Below are 24798 nucleotides of genomic sequence, written 5' to 3'. Positions count from 1 at the left end.
TCAACTGTCTTAGTTGTTGATCCATCATCGAATGTTGCTGGAACATCTTCATTGATTTCAACAGTCTTCTCAACGCCATCAACCGTTACGGTTCCACCCTTGAATTCAGGTTTACCCGTTTGAGTGGCACCTTGAACATCTTTTGTTTCAGCTGATGTTGCTGTTGGGGTTACTGGAACGATTTCTGGTGTGTAAGTTGTATCCACCTTGATACCGTTTGAGCTTTCAGCTTGAACCTTAGCTGGGGTTACTTTACCAGTGTATGATTTGTCTGTTGGTGTGAAGGTTACTTGCCCTGTTGCTGGATCAATAGAGAAAGTACCAATTTCAGTTGTACCATCTTCAGCAAAGGCTGGTGTGCTTGAAACTTCGTTACCATCTTTATCTAGCAATGTGTAGCTATTGTCTTTAATGGTAATAGCTTTATCTTCACCATTTACTTGAACAGTCGTTCCTGCAAAGGTTGGTGTACCAGTTTGAGTTGCACCTTGAACATCTTTAGAAGTTGCAGGGTTTGCAGTTGGAACTGCTGGCACAACAGTTGGTGTGTAGGTCGCATCTGAAGTAATGGTTGCAGTCTTACCATTAGCATTTGTAATAGTAGCAGTTGCCTGAACAGTTACTCCTTTTGCAGTACCAACAAAGTCTTTTTCAGGTGTGAAGGTCACCGCTCCTGTAGTAGGATCGATTGTATAGCTACCTTCACCTGCTACTGTCACTGTTGTTTCATCAGTTGGTTGACCAGTTGCTGGATCTACCAATTTCTTGCTTGTGATTTCAGCAGTCTTATCATTACTCAAATCAAAGGTTGGTGTTTGGGTTTGAGGAACGTTTTGAACATCCGCAGAAACCTTGTCTGTAGGAGTCACTGTGATTGGTGTGACAGTTGGAGTGTACTTAGCTGTTGCAGTCTTAATGTACTCCTCTTGAACCTTACCTTCTTTGTTTCGACCAACTGGCGCTGACAATGAAACATCCACACCTTTGGCTGTACCAGTAAAGCTTGGGTCTGGAGTGAAGGTTACTTCACCCGTTGAAGGATTAATCGTATAAGTTCCTTCCCCTTCAACTGTTACAGATGGCGCATCAGTAGTGAGACCTGTGGCAGGATCCACCAACTTAGCAGGATATTCTGCACTTGGAGTGATTGCAATCTTGTCACCATTTGAGTTAGTCGCAGTTGTGTTAAAGGTCGGAGTTTCTTTTTGAGTCGCACCTTGAACATCAGTTGAAGTTTTGTCAACTCCTTCGATTTCAATTGGAGTGACTGTTGGAACGTATTGACCATCCATGGTATTCAACTGACCATTAATGTTTGCTTCTTGGTCTGGGAATTTTGTTGACCAACCAGTATCATAACCGTTGTTATCTGAACGACGGATAGAAATACCATCAGCTGTTCCAAGGAAGTTATCTTCAGGAATAAATTCAACGTCGACATCTTTACCGTTGGCAGTAATCTTGTACTTACCTTGTCCTGGAACGACATAGTAACCGTCCGCATCAAGAGTTGCACGGTTGCCATCTTTATCAACGATGTATGGTTCTACCGTTTCGTCAATAACGGCACTAGAATTAAGCTCATACTTGTGTTCCCCACGTGCTGTAAAGGTTACAGTTGCAGTTTGCTTCGCCCCTTGAGGACCACTTGTTTCCTTGAATTCCCCTTTTGGTGGGTGCGTAATTTGAGTTCTGAAGTCTTCCACTTCCCCTGAGAAGGCCATACCAGTTGGGCTCTCAATCTCGGTAGCTTTCTTGGCAATACGAACACGAGCACCTAATTCTTTAACGCTAGGGTCGATATAAGTCTTGCTATTTGCAAAGGTCAACTCAACAGTGCCATCTTGTGTGATTGTAGCGAGATTTGAGCGTTCATCCTCATCGAATTTACCATTTTGGTTAAAGTCTACCCAACCATAGATATGTGCTTCTGAAGCTCCATCTGTATGAGCTTGAACTGTCAGCTTGTAATTACCTGGGCGTGTACGGTCCATCTTGATCATCTCATTGGTTGTACCTTTAAGCTCATCTGGAAGCAATTGGTCAATTCCTTCATCGGCCGTAGTTGCCTTATCATCACCGAACCAGTCGAGAGTTGTATTCTCATCCATATCAGGACTCACGTTACCAAGATACGGTTGATTTACTTTAGCTCCAGTAACACCGTCTACAGTTGCAATGGTATGCATAGCTTTTCCGTATGACTCAGGAGCGTCCCCTTCATCAATTGGGAAGAATCCTAGCATTGCTGACTGTTTACCACCTGAAGCGACATAAAGCCCCACTTCAGAGGCACCACGCGTCATCACAATTGGAACTGTTCTATTTCCTTCAGAAATGTTAGGTCCAAAGATACCGGTTCCTAGACCACCCGTAACTTGGTCAGGATTTCCAAAATACTTCCAAGCTACTGGTTTCTTTTCTGGTCCAACTTCAGTAGATCTACGAAGTTGGTTTAAGTTGGTATTATTAAATTTAGGATTAGGTCCAAAAAGATTTTCAGTATCTTGTGGTTCATAAGTTACAGAAGTTTTTGGTCTGGTAAACTTTTTCCATTCTCCAATATGCTGCCAACCTTCTCCATTGGTAGTAAACATAACTAATTCACCTGGGTTAGCAGACTCCCCATCAGCCATAACAATAGCTGGCTTAACTGTCTTGCCACGGAAGGTTGCAGAGATTTCAAACTGAACTCCAATATTTCCACCATTCAAAGCTGAACTTATGGTAGTCTTCTTGGTTTTCGTATCAATATTCTCAAATCTGATTTCAGTCCAATTATTTTGGGCATCAGCGACGATTTTGGCTTCTTCACCATTGTTAAAAGCTTGCTTAGCAGCATTTGAAGTGACTCCACTTACATAACCATTTTTTGCATTTGGATCATAGGTTGCTTTTTCAGCTTCTGTAGCCCCTTGATTTTCCATCCGTTTCTTATAGATTTCAGTCGCTTGGAAAGGTTTCAAGGATTTGACTTTTACAGTAACTACATAACCAGGCATGATTTCCTTGGTATAGGTAGACCCAACTTGAAGAGCCAATTTTTCTTCTAAGTTCTCAGTTGGTTTAACTTCACTTTTAGGAACTAATACTGTAGTAGTTCCTGTCCAGTTAGCTACATCTCCAAAGTCCAACCATGAGATTTGGCTAGCCATAGATTTGGCATCAACATTTGTTGTAAAGCCAGGTTTTTCAACTTTTGGAGTTGAAGTTGCATCTTCAACATCATCCCCAATCAAGCTTTCGTCATTAGGATCACCGATCGCACGGCGAGTACGACGTTTACCACCAGATGTTTCTGCCGTAACAGCAGGAGTTTCAGTTGCTGGAGCTTCGACACCTGCAGCTACTTCTTTTTTCTTATCTGTTGTAGTTGCTTCTGCCGCCTTGTTTGCTGGTGGAGCAACTTCTAAGCTTGGTTTTTCCGAAGTTGTTGATGTTGCAGGAGCAGATGATGTTGCAGATGCAGCTGTGCTTGTACTTGAAGCGGCACTTGTAGACGCTGCGGCAGTTGATGTAGCTGGTGCAGTGATTGCTGCGTTTGCATCATAAGTCGATGTCGTTGCAGCTGTTGATGTTGCTGAAGTTGCAGTAGCTGTTGACGCTTCAGGCGCCTCTGATGCTGCCGTAACAGTTGCTACACTTTCACTCGTCGTATCTGTATTTTCTTCTGCGGCTGCACTTGCTGCTGTACCAACCATAACAAGTGTTCCCAAAAGTACTGAGCAAACGCCCACATTCAGTTTACGAATTGAGAATCTGCTAATACGATCATTAAATAAGTCTTTCCCCATCTAATGGACCTCCATTTTTTTCTATAGTTTAACTTTCTTTTTTTATTGAATAGTTTTTTCCAAACCTTATCTATTTTAACAAAAACCGAACGATTTTCAAAACATTTTGACTCAAAAATGAGTAAAAATTTATAGCTTTATTCGTTTTAAATTCAAAACTATTTTCCTATTAAATAAAGGGCTTGAAAAACCTTTATTTTATCACTAAATCGCAAGATCGAACTTTAATTGTGGCTTCACTGGATCGTAATCGACCAGTTCAAAATCTTCTGGTTTGATGTCAAAGAAATTGGTTCCATCTGGCACATTCAAGACCAGGTGCGGTTGACAATCAGAAGGCTCGCGACGGAGCAATTCTTCTGCCTGTTCAAATTGATTATCATAAATATGAAGATTATTAATAAAGTAAAAGAATTTTCCGACCTTCCAGCCAAAGTGTTTGGCAATCATCATCTGTAGCGCTACATACTGCATGGCGTTGATATGGTGGGCCACCAACATATCATTCGAACGTTGGGTTAAGGTCGCATCTAGATAGATTTCTCCTTCCACGCGCCTCACGTCAAACATGGTTTGGAAAGCACATGGCAGAAGACCTTCTGTCTCTTCAAATGCATCATAATCCCAAAGCGAGATAATATTGCGGCGATTCCAGGGATTGGCTTCTAATTGTTTGAGGATTTTATTGGTAATGTCATGCTTTTTGACCACCGCACCATAGCGCTGACCGATAGTCCGACTATCCCCTACTTCCCAGTCATTCCAATAATGGACATTGTACTTTTTTTCTAAGACATCTAAACGATTGGACTGGTCTTGGTAAATCCAGAGCATCTCTTTGATAGCTGATTTAATAGCGATAGGACGAAGGGTCGTAATGGGAAACTCGCCTTTTGCAAGATCAAACTCCATAAAGGCACCCGTGATGTATTTCGAGTTGGCAGTTCTACCATCCTTGTATTTAGGTCGGGCCTGTTCCGACCAAACACCTTCTTCCATGATTTTCCGAATATACTCTTTAAAAATCGTATCTGCTTTTGTCATATCTCCTCCTTTAATCTACTATTGCCTTCATTATATCACAGGATAAAGAAAAAAGGAGAGGCAAATCTCCTTTTAATCTTATTGTAATACTAGAGATGCGGCACCAATGACACCGGCGTCATTTCCCAATGTAGCAAGCGCCAATTGAGTAGATTCACGTACTTGTGGGAATGAGTTTTCTTCAAAGACCTTGCGCACGCCATCCAAGAGGAAGTCTCCAGCAGCAGATACCCCTCCACCGATAACGATCTTAGATGGGTTCAAGGTTGAACCAATATTTGCTGCAGCAAGCCCAAGGTAACGTGAGAAGTTCTTATAAACGATCAAAGCAAGAGCGTCACCCTCTTTTGCTAGATCAAAGACAGTCTTAGCTGTTACTTCTTCACCATTGTCGATCAAGACTTTCAATTGAGAGTCCCCTTCGTACTCGTCTGCGTAACGACGAGTCAAGTTAACGATCCCTGTTGCAGATGCAACTGTTTCAAGACAGCCTTTTTTACCACAAGTACATTGGATTGGATCATCAAAGTCAACCGTGATGTGACCAAGCTCCCCAGCAGCTCCACGGACACCATGCAAGAGACGGCCTTCAGCGACGATACCACCGCCAACACCTGTACCAAGGGTCATGAAGACAACATCTGGTTGGTTTTCACCAGCCCCTTTCCAACGTTCACCCAAAGCAGCAACGTTGGCATCGTTATCAATGAAGAATGGAATATGAAGGGCACTTTCGATCTTTTCTTTAACTGGTTGAAGCGTCTTCCAGTTCAAGTTGTAGGCCCCGATAACGGTTCCCTTCTCACGGTCAACAACACCAGGCGATCCCATTCCGATTCCTTGGAATTCAGAAGCATCAAGTTCAAGCATCTTCAAACGATGCGCGATTGATTCGATCATATCGTCGACGATATGGCTACCTTCATCCAAGATATTAGTTTTAATAGACCATTTTTCTTGAACTTCCCCATCTAAAGTGAGGATAGCAAACTTGATGGAAGTTCCTCCAAGGTCAATCCCAATAATTTTTTTAGACATCTGTAACTCCTTTCAAACTTGTAAACACTTACAGATCTATTATATCAGACTTTTTATCAAACGCAAAGGTTTGCACGTAACTTTTCTTAACTTTTTAGCAAGAGGCTGAAGGATTGAAATCCTAGAAGCAGGAAAATCAAACCAATAATATTCAGGAGAATGACACTGATTGATAATGGACTGACAATTAAGAACAAGCCGATAAAGAGCTGCACCAAGGCAAAGAAAATATAGCGCTTGGAAAGCTCTTCAATCTTCTTGGAATAGAAGTTGGCTTTTCGGAAATTTAAAACGGAGCGATAGATCAGCCAAATCCCTAAGGTGACTGGGAAGACAATCGGTAAGGTCTTGTAGCCATATAGTAGCAAGTAAACCGCGAACACCAAGGCAACCATACTGTGAAAGAGCTGTTGCTGCTTGATAATACCTGACTGACGCAATCGGTAATAGCGTGAAAAACGTGAAAATGAAATTAAAAAGAAGCCACAGGAGATCAACCAGCTAAAAGAGCCGATGTGCTCAATTGGATTGATAAACAAGACAATACCAATAATGGTAAACATAGTAGCTGAAATTCCAAGGGATATCCGATTCAATTGATTCATAGGGCCTCCTTATTCATCCAATTCACTTAGGTAATCATAACGATCATACTTTTCAAGTAGTCGCTCGTTTTCCTGATCCAGTTCTTTTTGAAGGGCTGACAACTTGCCAAAGTCAGAGCCGTTTTCATTCATCTCCACTTCAATCTCTGCAATTCGATTTTCAATCGCTTCGATATCTGCCTCAATACTTGCCCACTCTTGCTTCTCCATGTAGCTCATGCGCTTCTTCTCTTCTTTTGGCTTGACAGGCTTCTCTTTTTCAATCTTTTGACTAGCCGTTACCTGGGCTGCTTCAAAGGCTTTTTCATCTAAATAATCCGTATAATTGCCAAAGAACTCACGAATGCCCCCATTTTCAAAAGCCAGGATCTTGCTAGCGACCTTGTCTAGGAAATAACGGTCGTGACTGACGATAATGACTGGTCCACCAAAGTTTTGAAGGAAGTTTTCCAAAACCGTCAGGGTAGCGATATCCAAGTCATTGGTTGGCTCATCGAGGAGAAGCACATTGGGTTTTTCAATCAAGAGTTTCAAGAGAAAGAGGCGCTTCTTCTCCCCACCGGAGAGTTTTTCGATCAAGGTTCCATGCATAGAGCGTGGGAAGAGAAATTGCTCCAAGAGATCTGCAATTGATGTCGTCCCAACGGTCGTCTTCACTTCCTCAGCAACTTCCTGGAGGAAATTAATCACGCGCTTGCTCTCATCCAAACCATCGATTTGTTGTGAGAAATAAGCCACCCGCACGGTTTCCCCGATAATGACTTGCCCTGACTGAGGCTGTAGTCGTTCGGCAATCAGATTAAGCAAGGTCGATTTGCCGACGCCATTATCCCCGACGATCCCGATGCGGTCCTTATTTTGCACCAAGAGGTTAAAGTCCTGTAAAATCGGCTTGTTTTCAAAAGCAAAACTCACATCTTTAAACTCGATGACTTTCTTTCCGATTCGGCTGGTCTCAAAGTTCATCTCCAAATCCGTCTGGTTGCTTTGACCAGACAAGTCTTGCTTGAGATCATGGAATCGATTGATCCGTGCTTGTTGCTTGGTCGCACGCGCCTGAGGTTGACGCCGCATCCAGGTCAACTCTTGCTTATAGAGTTGCTGCTTCTTATGAAGAAGGGCTGCATCACGCTCGTCTTGCTCAGCCTTTAAGCGGACATAATCCTGGTAGTTGCCCTGATACTCGATCAAGCTAGCTCGATCCAACTCAAAGATCCGCGTCGAGATATTATCCAAGAAATAGCGATCGTGGGTAATGAAGAGCACGGTTTTCTTAGAGTTCTTCAAGAAATTGGTCAACCATTCGATAGTATCAATGTCCAGGTGGTTGGTCGGCTCATCTAGTAAGAGCAGGTCGTGTTGAGACAGCAAAACTTGGGCCAGTTGCACCCGACGACGCAAGCCCCCAGATAGATCTCCAACTTTGGCATTCAAGTCTTCAATCCCAAGCTTAGAAAGGACTGTCTTGACCTGACTCTCGATTTCCCAAGCATTAAGCGAATCCATCTCCGCCATGACCTTTTCAAGACGTGCTTGGTTCTCTTCTCGGTAATCCGCCATCAAGTATTCATAATCGCGAATCAGCTGCATTTCACGCAAATCACTAGATAGCACCGTATCCAGAACCGTCTTTTGATCATCAAAATCAGGTTCCTGCGTCAAGTAGCCAATTGTATAATCACTCTTGGCAGAAAAAGGACTCACATCTCCATCAAAGCCAGAGCGACCTGACAACACATCTAACAGCGTGGTTTTTCCAGTCCCATTGACCCCGATCAATCCGATCCGATCCAAGTCGTGAATGATAAAGGAAATCTCACGAAAGACGGTCTTATCTCCGACAGATTTGGTTAATTTATCGACAATAAAATCGCTCATTTTTCCTCCTCTTTTGCTTGTTGGATATAGGCGATGATGGCTTCTTTCTCATTGGCCAGTTCCCCATCGACAATGGCATATTCAATTTTTGTCAAAATCTCTCCTAAAGCTGGACCAGGTTGAAAGCCGTAGTGCTTGATCAGCATACCGCCATTGACCACCACTTCATGCTTATCATGAATGGTCAAGCTATCATAGACGCGCTCGATGGCCATATAATCCACACTCAAGGCATACGCTTCACGGAGCTCTTCAGCTAGTAGCAACAAAGGCTTCTCATACTTGTAGCAGGCACGCTTGTCTAGACTTCCTTTTCCTCGGAGCTTTAGAATCTCCACGATCTGCTCCACCGTCTTGGCAAACTCTCTAGACGTCTTCCATTTCTTAAAGAATTTTGGAATATCTTGAATCTCTAGTGCTAAGACCAAAGCAGCCCAGGCTTGCTCAGAAGTTGAAAAGGTATATTCCAACTCTATGTCAAACAAACGCTCGATCGCTTCTTTACGATCCTTCATCTCTGGCAGATAGTGATAGGCTCCACTGGCTAGCATGGCCTCCAAGCCTTGTCTCCAGTATGGGGAAAGCAAGAGTTTATCAAACTCGATGAAGGTACGCTCTACTGAAATCTTCTCTAGTAAGGGAGCACACTCCTTCATAGCATCAAAGGTTGCCTCTTCTAATTCAAAGCCGAGACTGGCTTGAAAACGAAAGCCTCGCATGATCCGGAGTGCATCTTCGTTAAACCGTTCATGAGGAAGCCCAACTGCCCGAAGGACTTTGTTTTCTAAATCTTCTAGTCCATGAAAGAGATCAACAATTTCTCCCTTTTCATTTAAGGCAAAGGCATTAACCGTAAAATCACGCCGCTTGAGGTCTTCTTCTAGCGAGCGCACAAAAGACACAGAGCTCGGACGGCGATAATCTACATAGACATCCTCCGTCCGGAAGGTCGTAATTTCATATTCTTGCCCATTTTCAAGGACCAAGACGGTCCCATGTTCGATACCGATATCTACTGTGCGATCAAAAATCGCCTTGGTCTCTTCTGGGTATGAGGAGGACGCGATATCGACATCGTGAATTGGACGATCCAAGAGGGCATCACGGACAGATCCCCCTACAAAATAGGCCTCAAAACCAGCTGCTTTAATCTTCTCTAATATTGGTAAAGCCTCCTGAAACTCAGAAGGCATCTTTTCTAATCTCATAGTAAGTGTTCCAAACCATAGACAAGCTCATGACGCTTGACAACTTCTTTAATCCCTAGATTTACTCCTGTCATGAAGGAAACACGATCATAGGAATCATGTCGGAGAGTCAAGCCTTCGCCTTGGCTACCAAAAATCACCTCTTGATGAGCCACTAGGCCAGGCAATCGAACCGAATGGATGCGCATCCCTTCAAACTCTGCCCCTCTTGCTCCAGGCATCAACTCTTCTTCATCTGCTGCACCTTGCTGGATCTTATCGCGCTTCTCAGAGATCAACTCAGCGGTCTTAATCGCTGTTCCACTCGGTGCATCTTTTTTCTTATCGTGGTGCAATTCGATAATTTCTACATTCGGGAAATACTTGGCTGCTTGCGCTGCAAATTGCATCAAGAGCACAGCTCCGATAGCAAAATTAGGAGCAATCAAACCACCCAAGTCCTTTTGACGTGAAAGGTCTGTCAATTCTTGGATCTGCTCAGGAGTGAATCCAGTCGTTCCCACAACAGGCGCAAAGCCATTTTCAATTGCAAAGCGAGTATTCTCGTAAGCGACCTTGGGCATGGTAAAGTCGACCCAAACATCTGCCTCTAGACCCACAACATCTTCTTTGTGGTTAAAGACAGGGACTCCTGCAACCTCTGTCTCATCAGTAAACGGATCGATCAAGCCAGCTAATTCTAACTCAGGATCTTCAGAAACCATCTTGTAGGCTGCTTGTCCCATTCTTCCCTTGAAACCTGCGATAATGACTTTAATTGACATAGAATTCTCCTTAAACGATAGGGATATACCCAACTGCTAAGCTATGGTCACCTAAGTGCGTCCCAATCACCCCTCCAAAGGTAGCAAAAGGAATATCACCTTTCACTCCTTCTTCAATGAGCAGTTGACGAAGCGCTTCGGCTTTTTCAGGTACATTGGCATGGATGATAAAGACTTGGTAATGCCCTCCGGTGAGTCCTTCATCAACGATTTCCACCAAACGTTTTATGGCTTTCTTTTCCGTACGGACTTTTTCAAAAACTTCGATGACACCTTGGTCATTAAAGTGAAGGATCGGCTTGATACTCAAGAGATTGCCAATGATGGCAGCGCCATTTGACAGGCGTCCCCCGTTGACCAAGTGATTCAAATCATCGACCATAATATAGGCAGTGGTCCCATCAATCTGGTGTTGGACATTGGCCACAATCTCATCAAACAAACGACCTTCACCAGCCCATTTCAAGCAATCTTCTACCATCATTCCTAATGGAGCGCTAGTGATTTTTGAGTCAGGAAATTCGACGGTCAAGCCTTCAAATTCGTCCTTCAAATATTGGATATTTTGGTAGAATCCAGAGATGCCTGATGACAAGAAGAGACCAAAAGCATGCGTATAACCTTTAGCTGTCAAGCCAGATAAGAGTTCTTCTAACGCTGCCACACTCGGTTGGCTAGTCTTTGGTAATTCCTTAGACGCAGCCATCTTTTGGTAGAACTCGTCGTGTGTCAGATTCTTCCCTTCCACATAGGATTCTCCATCGATATAGATCGGAATGTCTAAAATAAATAAGTCGTCGTGATGGAGAAGGTGCTGCGGTAAATAGGCAGACGAATCCGTAATCACTGCTAATTTCATTGATTAAAACTCCAAATTAATACCCGGTAAATCAAGGGCAATTTCTGTAACTTCATAAGTCAAACGGTTGAGCATATTCAAGCAAGGGCGAGCCAATTCTTCCACTTCGTCTTTGCTGAATTCACTTGGTTCATTGACATAACGACCAAACAAGTGGTTGATTTGAGTGATGGTTCCGCTGATCACAAAACCATCAAAAACAATCATGTAGCTCAAGATGACAATCAAAGAAGTCGTGTTTTGTTCTTGATCACGATTGATTAATTGAAAGTTTACATCTACTTTTGTTTCAGGGATGCCATTTTCTTTTTCCCACTCAAAATTACGAGCATCATAGTGGTATTGGCTGACAAATTCTTTTTCACGTTGAATATCCATTTTTATTCTCCTAAAAATATGCGATAGGCTTATTATATCATAATTCAGCTCAAGATACCAACGCCGACTGAGGTAATTTTTTCGCTAGTACAAGAAGAAAAGGCCAGGGAAGTTTGGCCAGTCTTTAACTTGTTTTTCTCAATTCTTCTATAACTCTTTTGTAAGGATCGAAAAAACAAGATAAAGACTTTTGAATGACGATTAGTCATAATAATACCAACCGCCATCCCTATAAATTCTTATGGGTTGCATCTCATAAATTCCAAATTCTTTTGGTGTGCTGGTAGCATTATCTAAAGAAAAGCCAACCATGAATTTCGTTTGTTCATTCTGATTCACCTTTCCTCTAAGAGTTAACATATAGCCACCACCTTGAGGTGTTCCATTGCCTACTTGTCCAACTTCCATACTATCCCAATCAAACTGGACACTATCAACTTTCGGGCTCAACGATTTTACAAAATCAGCCATATCTTTTTCCTGTTCCTTTAAATAAGCCAGTTGCTTCTCTTTCGCACTGAGTTGCTTACTTGCTTGGGCGTCATTTGTAAATATATTTTTCTTTTGATTCGTAAGGATCACACCCCCTGCTATTACAGAGGTAATAGCTAAAAGAATGATCAGTTTCCCTTTTTTCATGATCCGTCCTCCTAGAAAAGGAAAAGTTGTTCCAATTATAACGAAATCTGATTTGATTGGCAATTTTCTTTACTAGTTTGTGAGGTTGAAAAAAAGAAAGACCGGAGACCCGACCTTTCTCTGAACAAAGAATACCTAATGGCGCTCGACCAAAACCTGACGTTGCTTGTTTAGCTCATCGTCCTTTTGTACATCATAATATCTGTCAAACTCATCCTTGGTATTCACTTGATGGACCAGACCATCAGAACTCAATTCTGCTGGAATCGTAATTCCTTCATAGAGATTCGTATTATCAGGAACGAAAAGTTGGTACAAGTCGATAAACTGTTGAACATTGCCGTAAACTCTATCATTTTCAAGTTTTGAGTCTAAAAGGATGTAAAATTGAGAATCTTTTTCTGACAATAATTGATATACTTTGGGAGAATATTTTTCTAAAACGCTTCCTTTTAGATACTTTTTATTGAACATTATTTGATTTTGATGGTTCCAATCATAATACGAAATCGTATTTAATTTACTATTCATATCTGACAGTCGTTCTCTCAATTCACCTAGAGCTACACTAGGTATCTCAGTATTCTGATCTTCTTTATGATCTTCCCATTCTATTGTTTTAGTTTCCAAATTCATCCAAACTTGTTTTCGATAAGAAAGATCATGGCCAGATTCATATGTAGAAATAGGTAAGTAAAATTTACCATTCATTTCAGCAATATTTCCTATGGCTGTTGGGACATAGTTAGCATTGTATTTCGCAAACAGTTTATAGAGATCTACCTCTGATTCTTCTAATTTCTTATTTGCTATTTTATAAATTGATAATGTGTAGTAATTTTCTGAGTTATTTTTTGATGACATTATTTTAGGCTTATAGGAATCAAGCTTCATATTCTCTCTAACAATGTAATTTTCATTGGATGCTCCATGTATATTATTTAAATAGTTCCTGCTGGTTTTTGAACCATACTTTAATACTAAGTCATCTTCCTTTTTTGTTTGGCTCTTCCAATGAACTGCGACACCTCGACCGTCCTCTAAAAATTCATAGGAATCAATTTTCCATTTCCCAGTATATAAAAATAACTTTTCATATTTATCACGCTCCTGCTTGGCTTTTTCTATTTTTTGCTGATGTTGATAGGCAAAAAGTCCAAAAACAGCGACTGCAATTGCTAGAACTAACGAAGTAGCAATAATTATTTTCTTTTTCATTTATCTTTTTTCCATCTCTATTATAAATCTAATAAATTGCTAAAAATTTTTAGAAGGCTACTCGTCAAAAAGTTTTCCTTCTACACGAAGTGGACTACCGCTACCAAAACCTTCGATTAAATCTTTCTCGCCATTTTTACCGTCTTTTAAATAGACCAAAACACTCCAACTTGAATTTTGGATATGATTAAAGCCTCCAAAAACTCGAAGAACTTGACCGCCGCTCTGAGGAGTACCATTTCCTACTTCTTCCCATTGTGTTTCATCCCAAGCAATCTGGACAGATTCAACTTTAGGACTTAACGATTTTACAAAATCTTCAATTTCTTTTGCATGCTTTTTTACATCTTCTAACTGTTGTTCCTTGGGACTGGCTTGCTTTACTTGATGACTATTAATTGAAAACAAGTTTGGATATTGAGAACCGATAATGGCCACTCCTGATAACGCAATTGCTGTAAATCCCAATATGAGAACTTTCTTCTTTTTTCTCATTGATCCTCCAAGAAAAATGCTTTCTACTATCATATCGAAATCTATAGAGATAAGCAACTTCATCACTAGTTGGTGTTTTTAGCAATAAAAAAGTGAGTGGGAAAGAACTCCGTAAAATAAAAAAGTTGAAAAGGTTCCCCAAACCTTTTCAATCTTCCCACCCCCGCACAGTTGATTAGGTCATCTTTGGAGCTTATAAAGTGAACAAAGATGCCAATCAACCACTGCGTCATATATTTATTTTTATAAGACTTCAAAGGCTGGACGATTTTTGCCCAGCCTCTTTTAGTCATGTTTAGTTTTTAGGTTTGCGAAGCAATCCGAATAAGATACCACTTACGACTGCACCGATCAATACGAACAAGATGTAAAGAAGTGGATTTGATGTAAGGGCGATAACGAAGATACCTCCGTGAGGAGCCATGAGTTTCAAGCCTGCAAAACCAACAAGGACACCTGTCAATGCTGAACCTGCAATGAAGCTAGGGATGGCACGAGCTGGGTCAGCTGCACCGAATGGAATGGCACCTTCTGTGATGAAGGAAAGACCCATGATAATGTTTGTCAAACCAGAATCGCGTTCTTCTTGTGTGAATTTATCTTTGAACAAAACTGTTGCCACGAATACTGCCAATGGAGGAACCATACCAGCTGCCATAACTGCCGCCATAACAGTAGAACCACCACCAGAAAGAGCTGAAGCTGTCAAAGTACCTGTACCAAATACATAAGCAGCTTTATTAACTGGTCCACCCATATCGACAGCCATCATACCACCGACAAGAAGACCAAGAAGAACTGCTGAACTTCCTCCAAGATTTGTAAGGAAAGTATTCATTCCAGTGTTAATAGCTGACATTGGAATGTTCAATACAAACATAATTGCTGCGGTAAATCCAACACCAAGCAATGGCAAGAGTAAGATTGAACGGATACCGTCGAGTGTACGTGGAAGACCTGCAAGAACTTTACGAAGAACAAGAATCACTCCACCTGCAAGGAAACCACCAACCAAGGCTCCAAGGAAACCGGAACTTTGTGCGGCAGGAATAGTTGCTTTAGTAGCTCCGTATGCAACATTTCCGAGGGCAGCACCGCTGTCAGCAATAGCACCTGCTACAAAACCAGCAACCAAACCTGGTTTTTCTGCAATAGAGAATCCAATAAATCCTGCAAGAATTGGTAACATGAAACCAAAGGCAGCTTTACCAGCAGTCATGAAGTAAGCAGCAGGCTGGTTATAAGAACCAAGTTGTTTCAAAGACTCAAGGTCAGTTGGCACACCAAGGATTTGGTCAATCAAGAAGGCAAGGGCGATCAAGATACCACCACCGATAACGAATGGAAGCATTTGAGAAACCCCACTCATCAAGTGTTTGTAGAAGGCTCCACCCAAGCTTAATTTTTCTTGGCTTGCGCTAGCTTGTGCAGCATTTTCAGCGTGGAAGACTTCTGCTTTGCCATCCAAGATGGTTTGGATCAATTCTTCTGTCTGACGGATACCGGCTGCGACTGGTTTAGAGATCAATTTTTTGCCATCGAAACGAGCGGTTTCAACTGCTTTATCTGCTGCAATGATGACCCCTTCAGCTTTGGCGATTTCTTCAGCAGTCAAGCGATTGCCGACACCAGATGCCCCGTTGGTTTCAACGCGGACTGTGACACCCATTTCTTCCCCTTTTTTGATGAGGGCTTCTTCTGCCATATAAGTGTGGGCGATCCCTGTTGTACATGCTGTAACGGCAACGATGAGAGGTTTGTCAGATGAAGCTGCTTCTTTGACCGTTTCTGCTTTTTTCGCTTCTTCAGCGGCAGCTTCTTGCTCTTCTGCATCAAAGGCTGCAATGACTTGATCAGGAGTGCTTGCTTGGCGAAGTTTGTCCGCAAATCCTGGTTTCATCAAGTACTTAGACAATTCAGCAAGGGCTGCCAAGTGAGTATCGTTTGCTCCTTCTGGAGCTGCAATCATGAAGAACAAGTCTGTTGGTTGACCATCAAGAGATGCGTAATCCACACCCTTGTTTGATTTTGCAAACAAGACCGTTGCTTCTTTGACTGCTTCATTTTTGCTGTGTGGCATGGCAATTCCGTCACCCAAACCAGTTGAAGTTTGTGCTTCACGGTTCATAATCCCAGCTTTGAAAGTTTCAAAATCTGTCACCACACCATTGTCAACGAGCGATTGGATCATCTCATTGATCACGCCTTCTTTATCTGTTGCTTGAAGGTCAAACAACATCACGTTTTTATTTAAAACGTCTTGAATTTTCATAGTTTTTCTACCTCTACTTTTTCATAAGTTTCTTTAATATAGTCCGCTGTCGCCAAATCATCTGAGAAGGTGGTCGCTGTGCCACAAGCCACTCCCCATTTGAAGGCTTCGATGACGTCTCCTGTCGTTGCGAGCTTCCCAGTGAAGCCAGCCACCATGGAATCTCCAGCCCCGACAGAGTTCTTCACTTGACCCTTGATTGGTTTTGCGAAGTAAGTGCCGCTTGGACTGACAAGGAGAGCACCATCACCCGCCATGGAAATAATGACGTTTTGTGCACCTTTGGCCAAGATTTCTTTAGCGTAGCGTTCAATTTCTGGCAATTCCGTCAAGGTAACGCCAAAAATATCTCCCAACTCATGGTTGTTTGGTTTGACCAATTGCGGATTAAACTCCAAGGAATCAATCAAAGTTTGCCCTTCAAAGTCGCAAACGACTTGTGCACCTGTCGCACGAGTTGCTGCGATCAATTGTTTGTAAACGGCATTCCCAAGTGAAGATGGGGCAGATCCTGCAAAGACTACCACATCATCTGCTGTTAAGCTCGATAAGATGTTGAGCAATTCTTGCAACTGAGCTTCCGTCACTTCTGGGCCATTCCCATTGATCTCTGTTTCCTCATCAGCTTTGATCTTGACATTGATCCGTGTATCTTGGTCCACTGTCACAAAGTTGGTTGAAATAGCTTCACTGGTCAGTACGTCTTCAATGAAGCGTCCTGTGAAACCACCGATAAATCCAGTTGCTGTGTTCTCGATATCGAGACGTTTCAAGACACGACTGACATTGATTCCCTTACCACCGGCAAATTTATCTTCTGAAGCCATCCGATTGACTGCACCGGTCTCTACATGATCGAGACGGACAATATAGTCAATTGCTGGATTCAGTGTTACTGTATAAATCAAACCTCTATAACCTCCGTTTTTTCTTTTAAAACCTTTAATCGTTGCGGTTCACATTGATTGGTGATAATCATGGCTCGCTTGATAGGAGCCACTTTGACAAAGGATGTCACCCCAATTTTCGAATCATCCGCTAGGATATAGGTTTTTTTCGCATTTTCGATAATCGCACGCTTGACAGATCCTTCTTCCAGGTCTGGAGTGCTGTAAAATTCATCATCGATTCCATTCATTCCAAGAAAGGCCTTGTCAAAATTCAACTGACCGATCTGATTGAGCGCAATCCCTCCGATACTAGCATCTGTAGAAGATTTTACCTTCCCACCGATGATGACCGTTGGAACATTTCGCTCGACCAACTTGGTCGCATGGTGAATCGAGTTGGTCACCACGGTTACCGTTGGATTGACAATTTCTTGTACCAAAAGTTCATTAGTCGTCCCAGCATCGATAAAGATCACGTCATGATCTTTGATCAATTCCGCCGCTTTTATCGCGATTTTTGACTTAACTTGAATGTTTTTGATAGATTTTTCTTTATTGCTTTCTTCCTCTTGAAGAAAATGCAGGCTTTCCGCACCACCGTGAACCCGGCGAAGTTTACTTTCAGCTTCTAATTCATCCAAGTCACGTCGAACCGTTGATTCAGACGTCCCTAGCTCTTGTACAAGGGTTTCTAAGGAAACAAATTTTTCCTTCAGTACCTTCTCGAGGATGAATTGTTTTCGTTCAGACTTAAGCATTTCTCCTCCTTTTGCAATCGATTACAAAAACCATTATACTCTTTCTTCAAAAAATGTCAACAATTTTTTATCATTTTCTGTCACTTTCTTTCAAAAGTTTCAAAAGTGTACAAAAAAAGAGCAGGAAAGAACTCATTTTGTTAAAAGAGTTCTTTTCCCACCCTCATATATCTTCTTTGAAGATTTTAAGCAATAAAGTGTCTAAGTATCTATTCTATCTTCGGTATGTCTTAATCATTTTTTGAAGATTGTTTCTTTTTCTTGAAACCAAACAATCCAGCAAGTAACCCAACGGCAACACCTGTTGTTGCTACTGCATATTTGGAAGAATCTGTACTTGCCACAGCTTGGCTATTTTCTTTTTTGGGGTTGATTTCTTCTACTTTAGCTTCTTGTTTTGGAGCTGGAGTAGCTGTTGGTGCTTGCACTTTCGGACTATTGGTAGTTGTTGGAAGAACTGTTGGTCTATCCGTGAAAGTTGTTGGATTGCTTGAGCGGATATCCATTGGCATATCTGCTGCTTCTAAAATAGCTGGATCCATTCGTGACGCTAGATCTTCATATTGGGAATTCAACAATTCCACGACACTTTGATAAGATTGAAGAGTTGTGAATTCTGCTTCCAATTTTTCTTTTTTATTTTCCAAATTAGCCACCGCAGCAGATAAAACTGATTGGGCTTTGACCAATAATTCTGGAGCGTTTTTAAAGTCAGAAAGACGTTTTTCAGCAGCAACCAGACGTTCTTGCGCCGCCTTCAAGCCTTCATGCGCTTCTTGAACGACTTGGGCTTTTTCTGCTTCTTCCGCTTTTAAACGATCTAATTTCTCACGCGCAGCTGCCAACAAATCTTTCGCTTTTTGAAGGGCTGCTTCTTTTGGTTGGATAGCTGCTTCAATCCGACCTCGAGATACATCAAGAGTCGCCTTCGCCTTTTCAACCGCATGGTCCTTGCTAACGAGAAGAATCTTGTAATTTTGGATGGTCTTTTGGACATTAGACATCTCTACTGCCACATTTGAATTAGCATGGCGGGCATCTTCTAATTTGCCTTGCAAGATAATGATTTGAGACTCTTGATTGGCCTTGTCTAACTTGAGATTAGCGACTTCATCAGATTTTGCTTTCACATCTGATCTTGTCGTCGTGGCCCCAGCTCCCTGACGCAATTGGTAAGCGAGTGCACTGGTTGACACTGCTGAATTGACTGGGCTGTGTAAGAAAGCTGCTTCTGACATGGCATTACTTGGGTCATAAGCGACTGATAAAGCTGTCGCTTTGTTGTCTACCATTTGGAGATAGTGACCAACCTTAGCAAAGGCCTCAGCCCCAATCTTCATATAGATATCGTTGGCATCAATTTGTGTTTCGTCTGTCGGTAGACCATATTGAGCCGCTACTTCTTGATAAGCCGCTTTTTCATTGTACCAAAAGTCAACCGCACCAGCAGGTGAGAAGCCATATGCAATGTTCTCGTTTGGCAAATACTTAAACATATGCCAGTTGGCTTTCTTGAAGTATTCCAACTGTACTTGGCTGGCAGGAAGGGAATAAGGATCCAGCTCTAATTCAGGCAGGCCGGCATTGCGACGATAGCTATTGATGGCATCGGCAATTTCAAGAGCTCGAAGGTTGGCTTGCAAGGATCCAGACTCTCCAACTGTTAAGCCGTCTTCTTCACGACCACGCTTGTAGAGGGCTAAAGCACTTGCTGCAGCTTCATTGCCATTGTCAGCTAAGTGTTGCAAATAACCTTCATAAGTCGCTTGACTCAACTGAACTGGGCTATTGGCCGCGGCTTGTTCTAAGGCTGCCAATTCTGCTTCCTTGGTAGCGATGACCGCTTTCAAATCTGTCAGACGCGTTTGAGCCAGTTGAATGTCGTTCTCAATTTGAGCCACTGTATCTGAACCGGTTTGCTGACTCGCTTGCAAGGTCGCAAGGTAATTCTGAGATTCTCGGATACTTTGCTCGACTTGACTTTGCTCCAACAAAGCCTGGTTGAGCACATTCTCATCATTTGAAATCGGTGCTTTGGCTTGGTTCAATTCATTTTGTGCTACATCGACCAAAGATTCCTGAGCAGTAACCTGATTTTCCTGTTGACGAACAGCCTCTACGACTTGGTCATGGGCAGCTTCTGCTTCTCGAACCTTATTTTCTTCGATGGTCACATAGGCTTGAGCCACCTTGACGTCATTTTCTGCATTTTGAACTTGGGCATCCGAAGTCGTTGCGATGAGGTTTTCCGCATCCGTCACTTCTGCTTTCTTTTCTTCCAGTTCTTGTCCAGCCGCCTTGATTTCCGTTTGAGCATCCATTACTTTTTGCTCTTGGTAGTGGACATCTTTCACCACTTGGCCTTTTTGAGCTGTAATTTGCTTCAACTCATCGACCGTAATTGGTTTTTCGACTACTTCTGTACTGTTGGTTTCTGCATTTTCATTTTGCTTCACCTCTTCGGCACTAGCCTTGTGATTAAACATACCAGATAGGACCGTTGTTGCAGCAATTCCAGTCGTGAAAACCGATTTTCCTAATTTCTTTCCCATTAAACTCACCCCCCAAAACTTAATCATTTTCTTGAAGTTTCTCTACCCCTTAGCATACCACATTTTGTTACCAATAACTAGTAGGTTTAAAAAGTTTTTTTCATAAAATTTTGAGGCAAAAGAAAAACAGCTGACGCTGTTAGTCTTCTTGTTTAATTTGTTCCAACATTTTCTCTTCTTCTGCTGTCAACTCATAGTTTTCTAGCAAGTCTGGACGACGTTCTAAGGTCTTTTTCAAACTCTGATAGAGGCGCCACTGACGGATATTTTCATGGTGACCACTCATAAGAACATCTGGAACTGTCATTCCTCTGTATTCATAAGGCCGTGTGTATTGAGGGTATTCTAGTAGACCAGAGGAGAAACTGTCATCCTGGTGACTGGACTCTTTTCCAATCACTTCTGGAATCAAGCGGACCGTCGCATCAATCATAGTCATGGCGGCTAGCTCGCCACCCGTCAGGACATAATCTCCAAGAGAAATCTCATCTGTCACCAAGGTCTTGATCCGCTCGTCGTAGCCCTCATAGTGACCACAGATAAAAATCAATTCTTCTTCCTGAGCCAACTCTTCTGCGTAAGATTGGTCAAAAGTCCGACCAGCAGGGTCCAGCAGGATCACGCGCGGGTTCTTTTTCTCAATGGCATCAAAGGCATCGAAAATCGGCTGAGCACGTAAGAGCATCCCCTGCCCGCCACCATAAGGTTCATCATCCACATGACGCGCCTTCTCAGCATTTTCACGGAAATTATGGTAGTTGATCTCGAGAAGTCCCTTTTCACGCGCCTTTCCTACGATGGAGTGCTCCAAGGGTGAAAACATCTCTGGAAAGAGGGTTAAAATATCAATCTTCATCGTCTAACCCTTCCAAGATATCCACATCCACCCGATTTCCTGGGATATCAATATTGAGGACCACAGGTGGGATATAAGGCAAGAGCAGATCACGTTTTCCTTTGCGCTTCACCACCCAGACATCATTGGCACCCGGTTGAAGGATTTCCTTGATCTGACCGATGAGTTGGTCATTTTCATAAACATCAAGGCCGATGATCTCATGGTAATAAAACTCGCCATCCTCCAAATCCGTCAAGTCTTCTTCCGCAACCTTGAGGCTAAAGCCTTTGAATTTCTCGATGGCATTGATATGGTACATATCCTTGAACTTGATGATATCAAAGTTTTTGTGATTGCGGTGACTAGCAATGGTCACCGTTTGGACAAACTGATCCTTCTCATCAAAGAGAGCCAACTCAGCTCCTTTTTTAAAACGCTCTTCCGCAAAGTCTGTCACAGACAAGACCCGCATCTCTCCTTGTAAGCCTTGGGTATTGACAATTTTCCCAACGTTAAAATAATTCATGATTTCTCCAGTGTAGTTTATTCACTCTATTTTATCACGTTCAAGGGATTTTCTCAAATGCTCTTTTCTGCTAGAAACTGCTCCAAATCCTTCTCGTGCTGGTATTTGATGGCTGCCTTCTTGTCTTTTTCAAAAATGGTCTTCGTTAGGTCGATATGGTTGATAGCTGCAATTGCCACTGTGTAGTGAATGATATCTGCTAACTCCTTTGCTAATTCCTCGTTTGAATCTTGGACACCCTCTTTTCTACCTGAACGTCCATTTAAAACTTCAGCGACTTCTCCAACTTCTTCCACTAGTTTGATAAAAAGTCCTTCTTCTGTTCTAGATTGTTGATAATGATCAAGTAAGTATTCCTCTAGTTGTCTAACTGTTAAATCTCTCATTCCTTCTCCTTGCAAAAAAAAGCGGGACCAAGTCCCGTCTTTTTATTTTTCGTCAATAACGATTCTTACTTTTTTATCTTCAGTTGGGACAGAGTAGACAATCGTTCTTATCGCAGAAATGGTGCGACCTTTTCGACCGATTACACGACCAACATCGCTAGGATCAAGGTCAAGGTGGTACTCCAAGAATTCAGGAGTATCTTCGATCTTGATGGTTAAGGCATCCGGTTGTGAAATCAAGGGTTTCACAATTGCAATAATGAGATTTTCAATCGTATCCATACATCAACCTACTTAAAAAATTATTTTGAGAATTTAGAATCGTGGAATTTCTTCATCACACCAGCTTTTGAAAGGATGTTGCGAACTGTATCTGAAGGTTGAGCTCCATCAGCCAACCATGCAAGAACGCGGTCTTCTTTCAAAGTTACTTGGTTTTCTTCAACAAGTGGATTGTAAGTTCCAACTGTTTCGATGAAACGTCCATCACGTGGTGAACGTGAATCTGCTACGTTGATACGGTAGTAAGGTTTTTTCTTAGAACCCATACGAGTCAAACGAATTTTAACTGCCATTTTTATAAGTCTCTTTTCTATATTTTAATTTTCGGTGAAATAGACAAGCTATTTAGCACATGATCTATTATAACACATTTCACAGACCTGTCAAGAAAAAAACTTGACAGTATTTAAAATTTTTTAATTTAGTAGTAAATCGGCGATTTCTTGATAGTTGCTAACGGTATAAGTCGGTACTACCTGGCTAGTATTTTCCTTATGATTTGGATTATACCAGACGGTATCAATCCCCGCAGCATTTCCTCCTGCGATATCCGCCGTCAAAGAATCTCCGATCATGAGGGTCTTTTCCTTGCTAAAACCTGGAATCAGTTGGCCAACTTTGTCAAAAAATGCAGATTCTGGTTTCTGAGTATGAAGCTGTTCAGAGATAAAGACCTCTTTGAAATAAGAAGCGATTGTAGAGTGAGCCAAGCGACCTTCTTGAATGGCAGTCACTCCATTCGTTGCACCATAGAGCTGGTAACCCGCTTTTTCAAGTCGGGCCAGTAAGTCCTCCGCACCGTGGAAAGACTGCCCCTGAAGACTGATGTAATCTTGGTAGCGAAGAGCCATCTCAGCCCCATCAACCGTGATCCCAAAGTGGGCAAACCCAATCGCAAACCGACTATCCACGAGCTCTTGCTTGGTTAATTTCTTTTGTTCCAAATCCTTCCAGAGCCCTTGGTTCATGGGTTTGTAGTAATCCTTAAAGGCCTGTACATCTGGAAAATTCATGTCTTCTAACATCTGCGTCAAGGCTGTTTCTTCAGCAGATTCAAAGTCCAACAAGGTATGGTCCAAATCAAAAAGTAAAAATCTATATGCCATTACAAACGATCCTTCAATTTTTCTACAAATAAATAAGCCGCTGGGCAAGTGAGGGTATTCTTGATGGTTAGATGGTTGATCTGATAAATCTTCTTGCGATCGGTGTGAGGGAATTCCCGACAAGCTTTTGGACGAACATCATAAATGGAACAGAGATTGTCCCCACCAAGAAAGGGGCAAGGCATGGATTTAAAAACCTTGTCCCCATCTTCGTCAACTTGAAGAAATTCTGCCTCAAAAGCAGGAAGTTTCATCTTGAAATATTTGGCGATCCGCGTGATATCGGTTTCCTTAAAATCGGGCCCTAAGGTCTTGCAGCAATTAGCACAAGCCGTACAATCGATTTCTTGGAAAACTTCATCGTGGATTTCTTGCGCTATTTTATCTAAATTCTTAGGTGGCTTCTTCTTGAGATTCGCCAATACCTTGCGGTGCTCCTTTTGCTTTTGGAGAGCTAACTGATGGTATTTTTCAATATCAATTTCCTGTGTCATCCTCTATTTCCTCTTCTAAACAATAGAAAGATTATACCACAAAGACTCTAAAAAAAGATAGATCCTGAGATCTATCTCACTTAATTAATCGGTTACAGCACCTGTTCCATCTAGACTCCAAGTGTCTTCGATGTATGGGATAAAGGTTTTCAAGGTTTCTGCATCCCCTTCAAAAGAAATGGTATAAACTTTTTCACCCTTCTGGAAGATCCAAGTAATCAGGTATTGACCAGATTTCATGATGATTTGAAGCTGGTAGGCGTCCAGTCCTGCGACTTTAGTCCGCGCTCCCGTCATCTTCCCAACATCCTGGTTATCTTGCCACATAACGGCCAGTTTCTTGGCTAGAAATTCTGCATTAAACTCGATATCCGCAGGAACTTTGGCCTTTTCCCGCGTAAAGCTGTTCAAGGTGACAATATTATAGCCACTCCCATCCGTATACTGGACAGCTTCTGTCCCATCGATATCCGTGAACTTGAACCATTTACTTGGAATATCGATGTATCCATAATCTGCATTTCCAATCCGCTTGGTTTCTTGACTGGAAGTGTTTTTCTTTGTAGAAGAAGCATCCTTTGACGAAGAGCTGCTTGTTTGCTTTTCGACTTTGCTGCTACTTTCTTTTGTAGAAGAAGCTGCTGTGTCCTTTTGAGTAGTGTGACTACAAGCCATTAATGTGCAGGCAGAAAGAATCGTCAATGATGTGACCAATAATTTACGTTTCATGCTCAACCTCCTTGAGAAAGTTTTCTTTCCTCTAGTCTACCATGA

Annotated in this window: 24 protein-coding genes; all 24 read right to left on the bottom strand. The window is 42.1% G+C overall.

What is annotated here, in order from left to right:
* Window positions 1–3794 (bottom strand): CshA/CshB family fibrillar adhesin-related protein (locus ADG03_RS01390; RefSeq protein WP_152903116.1); only part of this gene is annotated, 3794 nt, incomplete at its 3' end.
* Window positions 3795–3998: 204 nt separating this feature from the next.
* Window positions 3999–4838, bottom strand: coding sequence for a thymidylate synthase (locus ADG03_RS01385; protein ID WP_049472520.1), 840 nt, complete (start codon window positions 4836–4838; stop codon window positions 3999–4001).
* Between the two features lie 78 nt (window positions 4839–4916).
* On the bottom strand, window positions 4917–5876 hold the full coding sequence (locus tag ADG03_RS01380) for an ROK family glucokinase (RefSeq protein ID WP_021153285.1): 960 nt from the start codon (window positions 5874–5876) through the stop codon (window positions 4917–4919).
* A gap of 86 nt (window positions 5877–5962) precedes the next feature.
* Window positions 5963–6481 carry a hypothetical protein gene (locus ADG03_RS01375; protein ID WP_049472521.1) on the bottom strand — a complete coding sequence of 173 codons (519 nt, stop codon included), beginning with the start codon at window positions 6479–6481 and terminating at the stop codon, window positions 5963–5965.
* 9 nt (window positions 6482–6490) lie between these two features.
* The gene (locus tag ADG03_RS01370) at window positions 6491–8359 is read right to left on the bottom strand and encodes an ABC-F family ATP-binding cassette domain-containing protein (RefSeq protein ID WP_049472522.1); all 1869 of its coding nucleotides are present in this window, start codon (window positions 8357–8359) and stop codon (window positions 6491–6493) included.
* Window positions 8356–9567, bottom strand: a complete 1212-nt coding sequence (locus ADG03_RS01365) for a CCA tRNA nucleotidyltransferase (protein ID WP_049472523.1) — start codon at window positions 9565–9567, stop codon at window positions 8356–8358. The genes ADG03_RS01370 and ADG03_RS01365 overlap by 4 nt, the downstream gene beginning before the upstream one ends.
* Window positions 9564–10331: a 4-hydroxy-tetrahydrodipicolinate reductase gene (gene dapB / locus ADG03_RS01360; protein WP_049472524.1), complete on the bottom strand. Its 768-nt coding sequence runs from the start codon at window positions 10329–10331 to the stop codon at window positions 9564–9566. The genes ADG03_RS01365 and dapB overlap by 4 nt, the downstream gene beginning before the upstream one ends.
* A 10-nt stretch (window positions 10332–10341) precedes the next feature.
* On the bottom strand, window positions 10342–11190 hold the full coding sequence (locus ADG03_RS01355) for a DegV family protein (RefSeq protein WP_049472525.1): 849 nt from the start codon (window positions 11188–11190) through the stop codon (window positions 10342–10344).
* A gap of 3 nt (window positions 11191–11193) precedes the next feature.
* A complete protein-coding gene (locus ADG03_RS01350) occupies window positions 11194–11568 on the bottom strand; it encodes a DUF1149 family protein (protein ID WP_003001888.1) in 375 nt (124 codons plus the stop codon).
* A 201-nt stretch (window positions 11569–11769) separates the two neighbouring features.
* Complete coding sequence (locus ADG03_RS01345) at window positions 11770–12207, bottom strand: hypothetical protein (RefSeq protein WP_049472526.1); 438 nt, start codon at window positions 12205–12207, stop codon at window positions 11770–11772.
* 135 nt (window positions 12208–12342) lie between these two features.
* Window positions 12343–13425: a hypothetical protein gene (locus tag ADG03_RS01340; RefSeq protein ID WP_049472527.1), complete on the bottom strand. Its 1083-nt coding sequence runs from the start codon at window positions 13423–13425 to the stop codon at window positions 12343–12345.
* A gap of 57 nt (window positions 13426–13482) precedes the next feature.
* A complete protein-coding gene (locus ADG03_RS01335; RefSeq protein ID WP_049472528.1) occupies window positions 13483–13920 on the bottom strand; it encodes a hypothetical protein in 438 nt (145 codons plus the stop codon).
* Between the two features lie 295 nt (window positions 13921–14215).
* Window positions 14216–16192 (bottom strand): PTS fructose transporter subunit IIABC, encoded by a 1977-nt coding sequence (locus tag ADG03_RS01325; protein ID WP_049472530.1) that lies wholly within the window; start codon window positions 16190–16192, stop codon window positions 14216–14218.
* Window positions 16189–17100 carry a 1-phosphofructokinase gene (pfkB, locus tag ADG03_RS01320; RefSeq protein ID WP_049472531.1) on the bottom strand — a complete coding sequence of 304 codons (912 nt, stop codon included), beginning with the start codon at window positions 17098–17100 and terminating at the stop codon, window positions 16189–16191. Before pfkB ends, ADG03_RS01325 begins: the two co-directional genes overlap by 4 nt.
* Window positions 17097–17840: a DeoR/GlpR family DNA-binding transcription regulator gene (locus ADG03_RS01315; protein WP_049472532.1), complete on the bottom strand. Its 744-nt coding sequence runs from the start codon at window positions 17838–17840 to the stop codon at window positions 17097–17099. Before ADG03_RS01315 ends, pfkB begins: the two co-directional genes overlap by 4 nt.
* Before the next feature lie 230 nt (window positions 17841–18070).
* Complete coding sequence (locus tag ADG03_RS01310) at window positions 18071–20392, bottom strand: CAP domain-containing protein (protein WP_049472534.1); 2322 nt, start codon at window positions 20390–20392, stop codon at window positions 18071–18073.
* Between the two features lie 139 nt (window positions 20393–20531).
* Window positions 20532–21248 carry a tRNA (guanosine(37)-N1)-methyltransferase TrmD gene (gene trmD, locus ADG03_RS01305; protein WP_049472535.1) on the bottom strand — a complete coding sequence of 239 codons (717 nt, stop codon included), beginning with the start codon at window positions 21246–21248 and terminating at the stop codon, window positions 20532–20534.
* The gene (gene rimM / locus ADG03_RS01300; protein WP_049472536.1) at window positions 21238–21756 is read right to left on the bottom strand and encodes a ribosome maturation factor RimM; all 519 of its coding nucleotides are present in this window, start codon (window positions 21754–21756) and stop codon (window positions 21238–21240) included. The genes trmD and rimM overlap by 11 nt, the downstream gene beginning before the upstream one ends.
* A gap of 53 nt (window positions 21757–21809) precedes the next feature.
* Window positions 21810–22142 carry a MazG nucleotide pyrophosphohydrolase domain-containing protein gene (locus ADG03_RS01295; protein ID WP_049472537.1) on the bottom strand — a complete coding sequence of 111 codons (333 nt, stop codon included), beginning with the start codon at window positions 22140–22142 and terminating at the stop codon, window positions 21810–21812.
* Window positions 22143–22184: 42 nt separating this feature from the next.
* A complete protein-coding gene (gene kphA / locus ADG03_RS01290; protein WP_003001620.1) occupies window positions 22185–22424 on the bottom strand; it encodes an RNA-binding protein KphA in 240 nt (79 codons plus the stop codon).
* A gap of 20 nt (window positions 22425–22444) precedes the next feature.
* Entirely contained in the window at window positions 22445–22717 is a 273-nt protein-coding gene (gene rpsP / locus ADG03_RS01285; protein WP_003007475.1) for a 30S ribosomal protein S16, read from the bottom strand.
* Window positions 22718–22840: 123 nt separating this feature from the next.
* Complete coding sequence (pynA, locus tag ADG03_RS01280; RefSeq protein WP_049472538.1) at window positions 22841–23530, bottom strand: pyrimidine 5'-nucleotidase PynA; 690 nt, start codon at window positions 23528–23530, stop codon at window positions 22841–22843.
* A complete protein-coding gene (locus ADG03_RS01275) occupies window positions 23530–24024 on the bottom strand; it encodes a YkgJ family cysteine cluster protein (protein WP_003011011.1) in 495 nt (164 codons plus the stop codon). Before ADG03_RS01275 ends, pynA begins: the two co-directional genes overlap by 1 nt.
* A gap of 84 nt (window positions 24025–24108) precedes the next feature.
* The gene (locus ADG03_RS01270; protein WP_049472539.1) at window positions 24109–24753 is read right to left on the bottom strand and encodes a hypothetical protein; all 645 of its coding nucleotides are present in this window, start codon (window positions 24751–24753) and stop codon (window positions 24109–24111) included.
* Window positions 24754–24798: the final 45 nt, after the last annotated feature.

Origin of the sequence: Streptococcus parasanguinis, assembly GCF_001069785.1 — a bacterium.
Classification (GTDB): domain Bacteria; phylum Bacillota; class Bacilli; order Lactobacillales; family Streptococcaceae; genus Streptococcus; species Streptococcus parasanguinis_T.
This window is presented reverse-complemented; position numbering and strand designations above follow the sequence as displayed.

Coding starts and splice junctions, on each gene's coding strand:
- ADG03_RS01385 (WP_049472520.1), bottom strand. CDS start 4,838: ATGACAAAAGCAGATACGATTTTTAAAGAGTATATTCGGAAAATCATG.
- ADG03_RS01380 (WP_021153285.1), bottom strand. CDS start 5,876: ATGTCTAAAAAAATTATTGGGATTGACCTTGGAGGAACTTCCATCAAG.
- ADG03_RS01375 (WP_049472521.1), bottom strand. CDS start 6,481: ATGAATCAATTGAATCGGATATCCCTTGGAATTTCAGCTACTATGTTT.
- ADG03_RS01370 (WP_049472522.1), bottom strand. CDS start 8,359: ATGAGCGATTTTATTGTCGATAAATTAACCAAATCTGTCGGAGATAAG.
- ADG03_RS01365 (WP_049472523.1), bottom strand. CDS start 9,567: ATGAGATTAGAAAAGATGCCTTCTGAGTTTCAGGAGGCTTTACCAATA.
- dapB (WP_049472524.1), bottom strand. CDS start 10,331: ATGTCAATTAAAGTCATTATCGCAGGTTTCAAGGGAAGAATGGGACAA.
- ADG03_RS01355 (WP_049472525.1), bottom strand. CDS start 11,190: ATGAAATTAGCAGTGATTACGGATTCGTCTGCCTATTTACCGCAGCAC.
- ADG03_RS01350 (WP_003001888.1), bottom strand. CDS start 11,568: ATGGATATTCAACGTGAAAAAGAATTTGTCAGCCAATACCACTATGAT.
- ADG03_RS01345 (WP_049472526.1), bottom strand. CDS start 12,207: ATGAAAAAAGGGAAACTGATCATTCTTTTAGCTATTACCTCTGTAATA.
- ADG03_RS01340 (WP_049472527.1), bottom strand. CDS start 13,425: ATGAAAAAGAAAATAATTATTGCTACTTCGTTAGTTCTAGCAATTGCA.
- ADG03_RS01335 (WP_049472528.1), bottom strand. CDS start 13,920: ATGAGAAAAAAGAAGAAAGTTCTCATATTGGGATTTACAGCAATTGCG.
- ADG03_RS01325 (WP_049472530.1), bottom strand. CDS start 16,192: ATGAAAATTCAAGACGTTTTAAATAAAAACGTGATGTTGTTTGACCTT.
- ADG03_RS01315 (WP_049472532.1), bottom strand. CDS start 17,840: ATGCTTAAGTCTGAACGAAAACAATTCATCCTCGAGAAGGTACTGAAG.
- ADG03_RS01310 (WP_049472534.1), bottom strand. CDS start 20,392: ATGGGAAAGAAATTAGGAAAATCGGTTTTCACGACTGGAATTGCTGCA.
- trmD (WP_049472535.1), bottom strand. CDS start 21,248: ATGAAGATTGATATTTTAACCCTCTTTCCAGAGATGTTTTCACCCTTG.
- rimM (WP_049472536.1), bottom strand. CDS start 21,756: ATGAATTATTTTAACGTTGGGAAAATTGTCAATACCCAAGGCTTACAA.
- ADG03_RS01295 (WP_049472537.1), bottom strand. CDS start 22,142: ATGAGAGATTTAACAGTTAGACAACTAGAGGAATACTTACTTGATCAT.
- kphA (WP_003001620.1), bottom strand. CDS start 22,424: ATGGATACGATTGAAAATCTCATTATTGCAATTGTGAAACCCTTGATT.
- rpsP (WP_003007475.1), bottom strand. CDS start 22,717: ATGGCAGTTAAAATTCGTTTGACTCGTATGGGTTCTAAGAAAAAACCT.
- pynA (WP_049472538.1), bottom strand. CDS start 23,530: ATGGCATATAGATTTTTACTTTTTGATTTGGACCATACCTTGTTGGAC.
- ADG03_RS01275 (WP_003011011.1), bottom strand. CDS start 24,024: ATGACACAGGAAATTGATATTGAAAAATACCATCAGTTAGCTCTCCAA.
- ADG03_RS01270 (WP_049472539.1), bottom strand. CDS start 24,753: ATGAAACGTAAATTATTGGTCACATCATTGACGATTCTTTCTGCCTGC.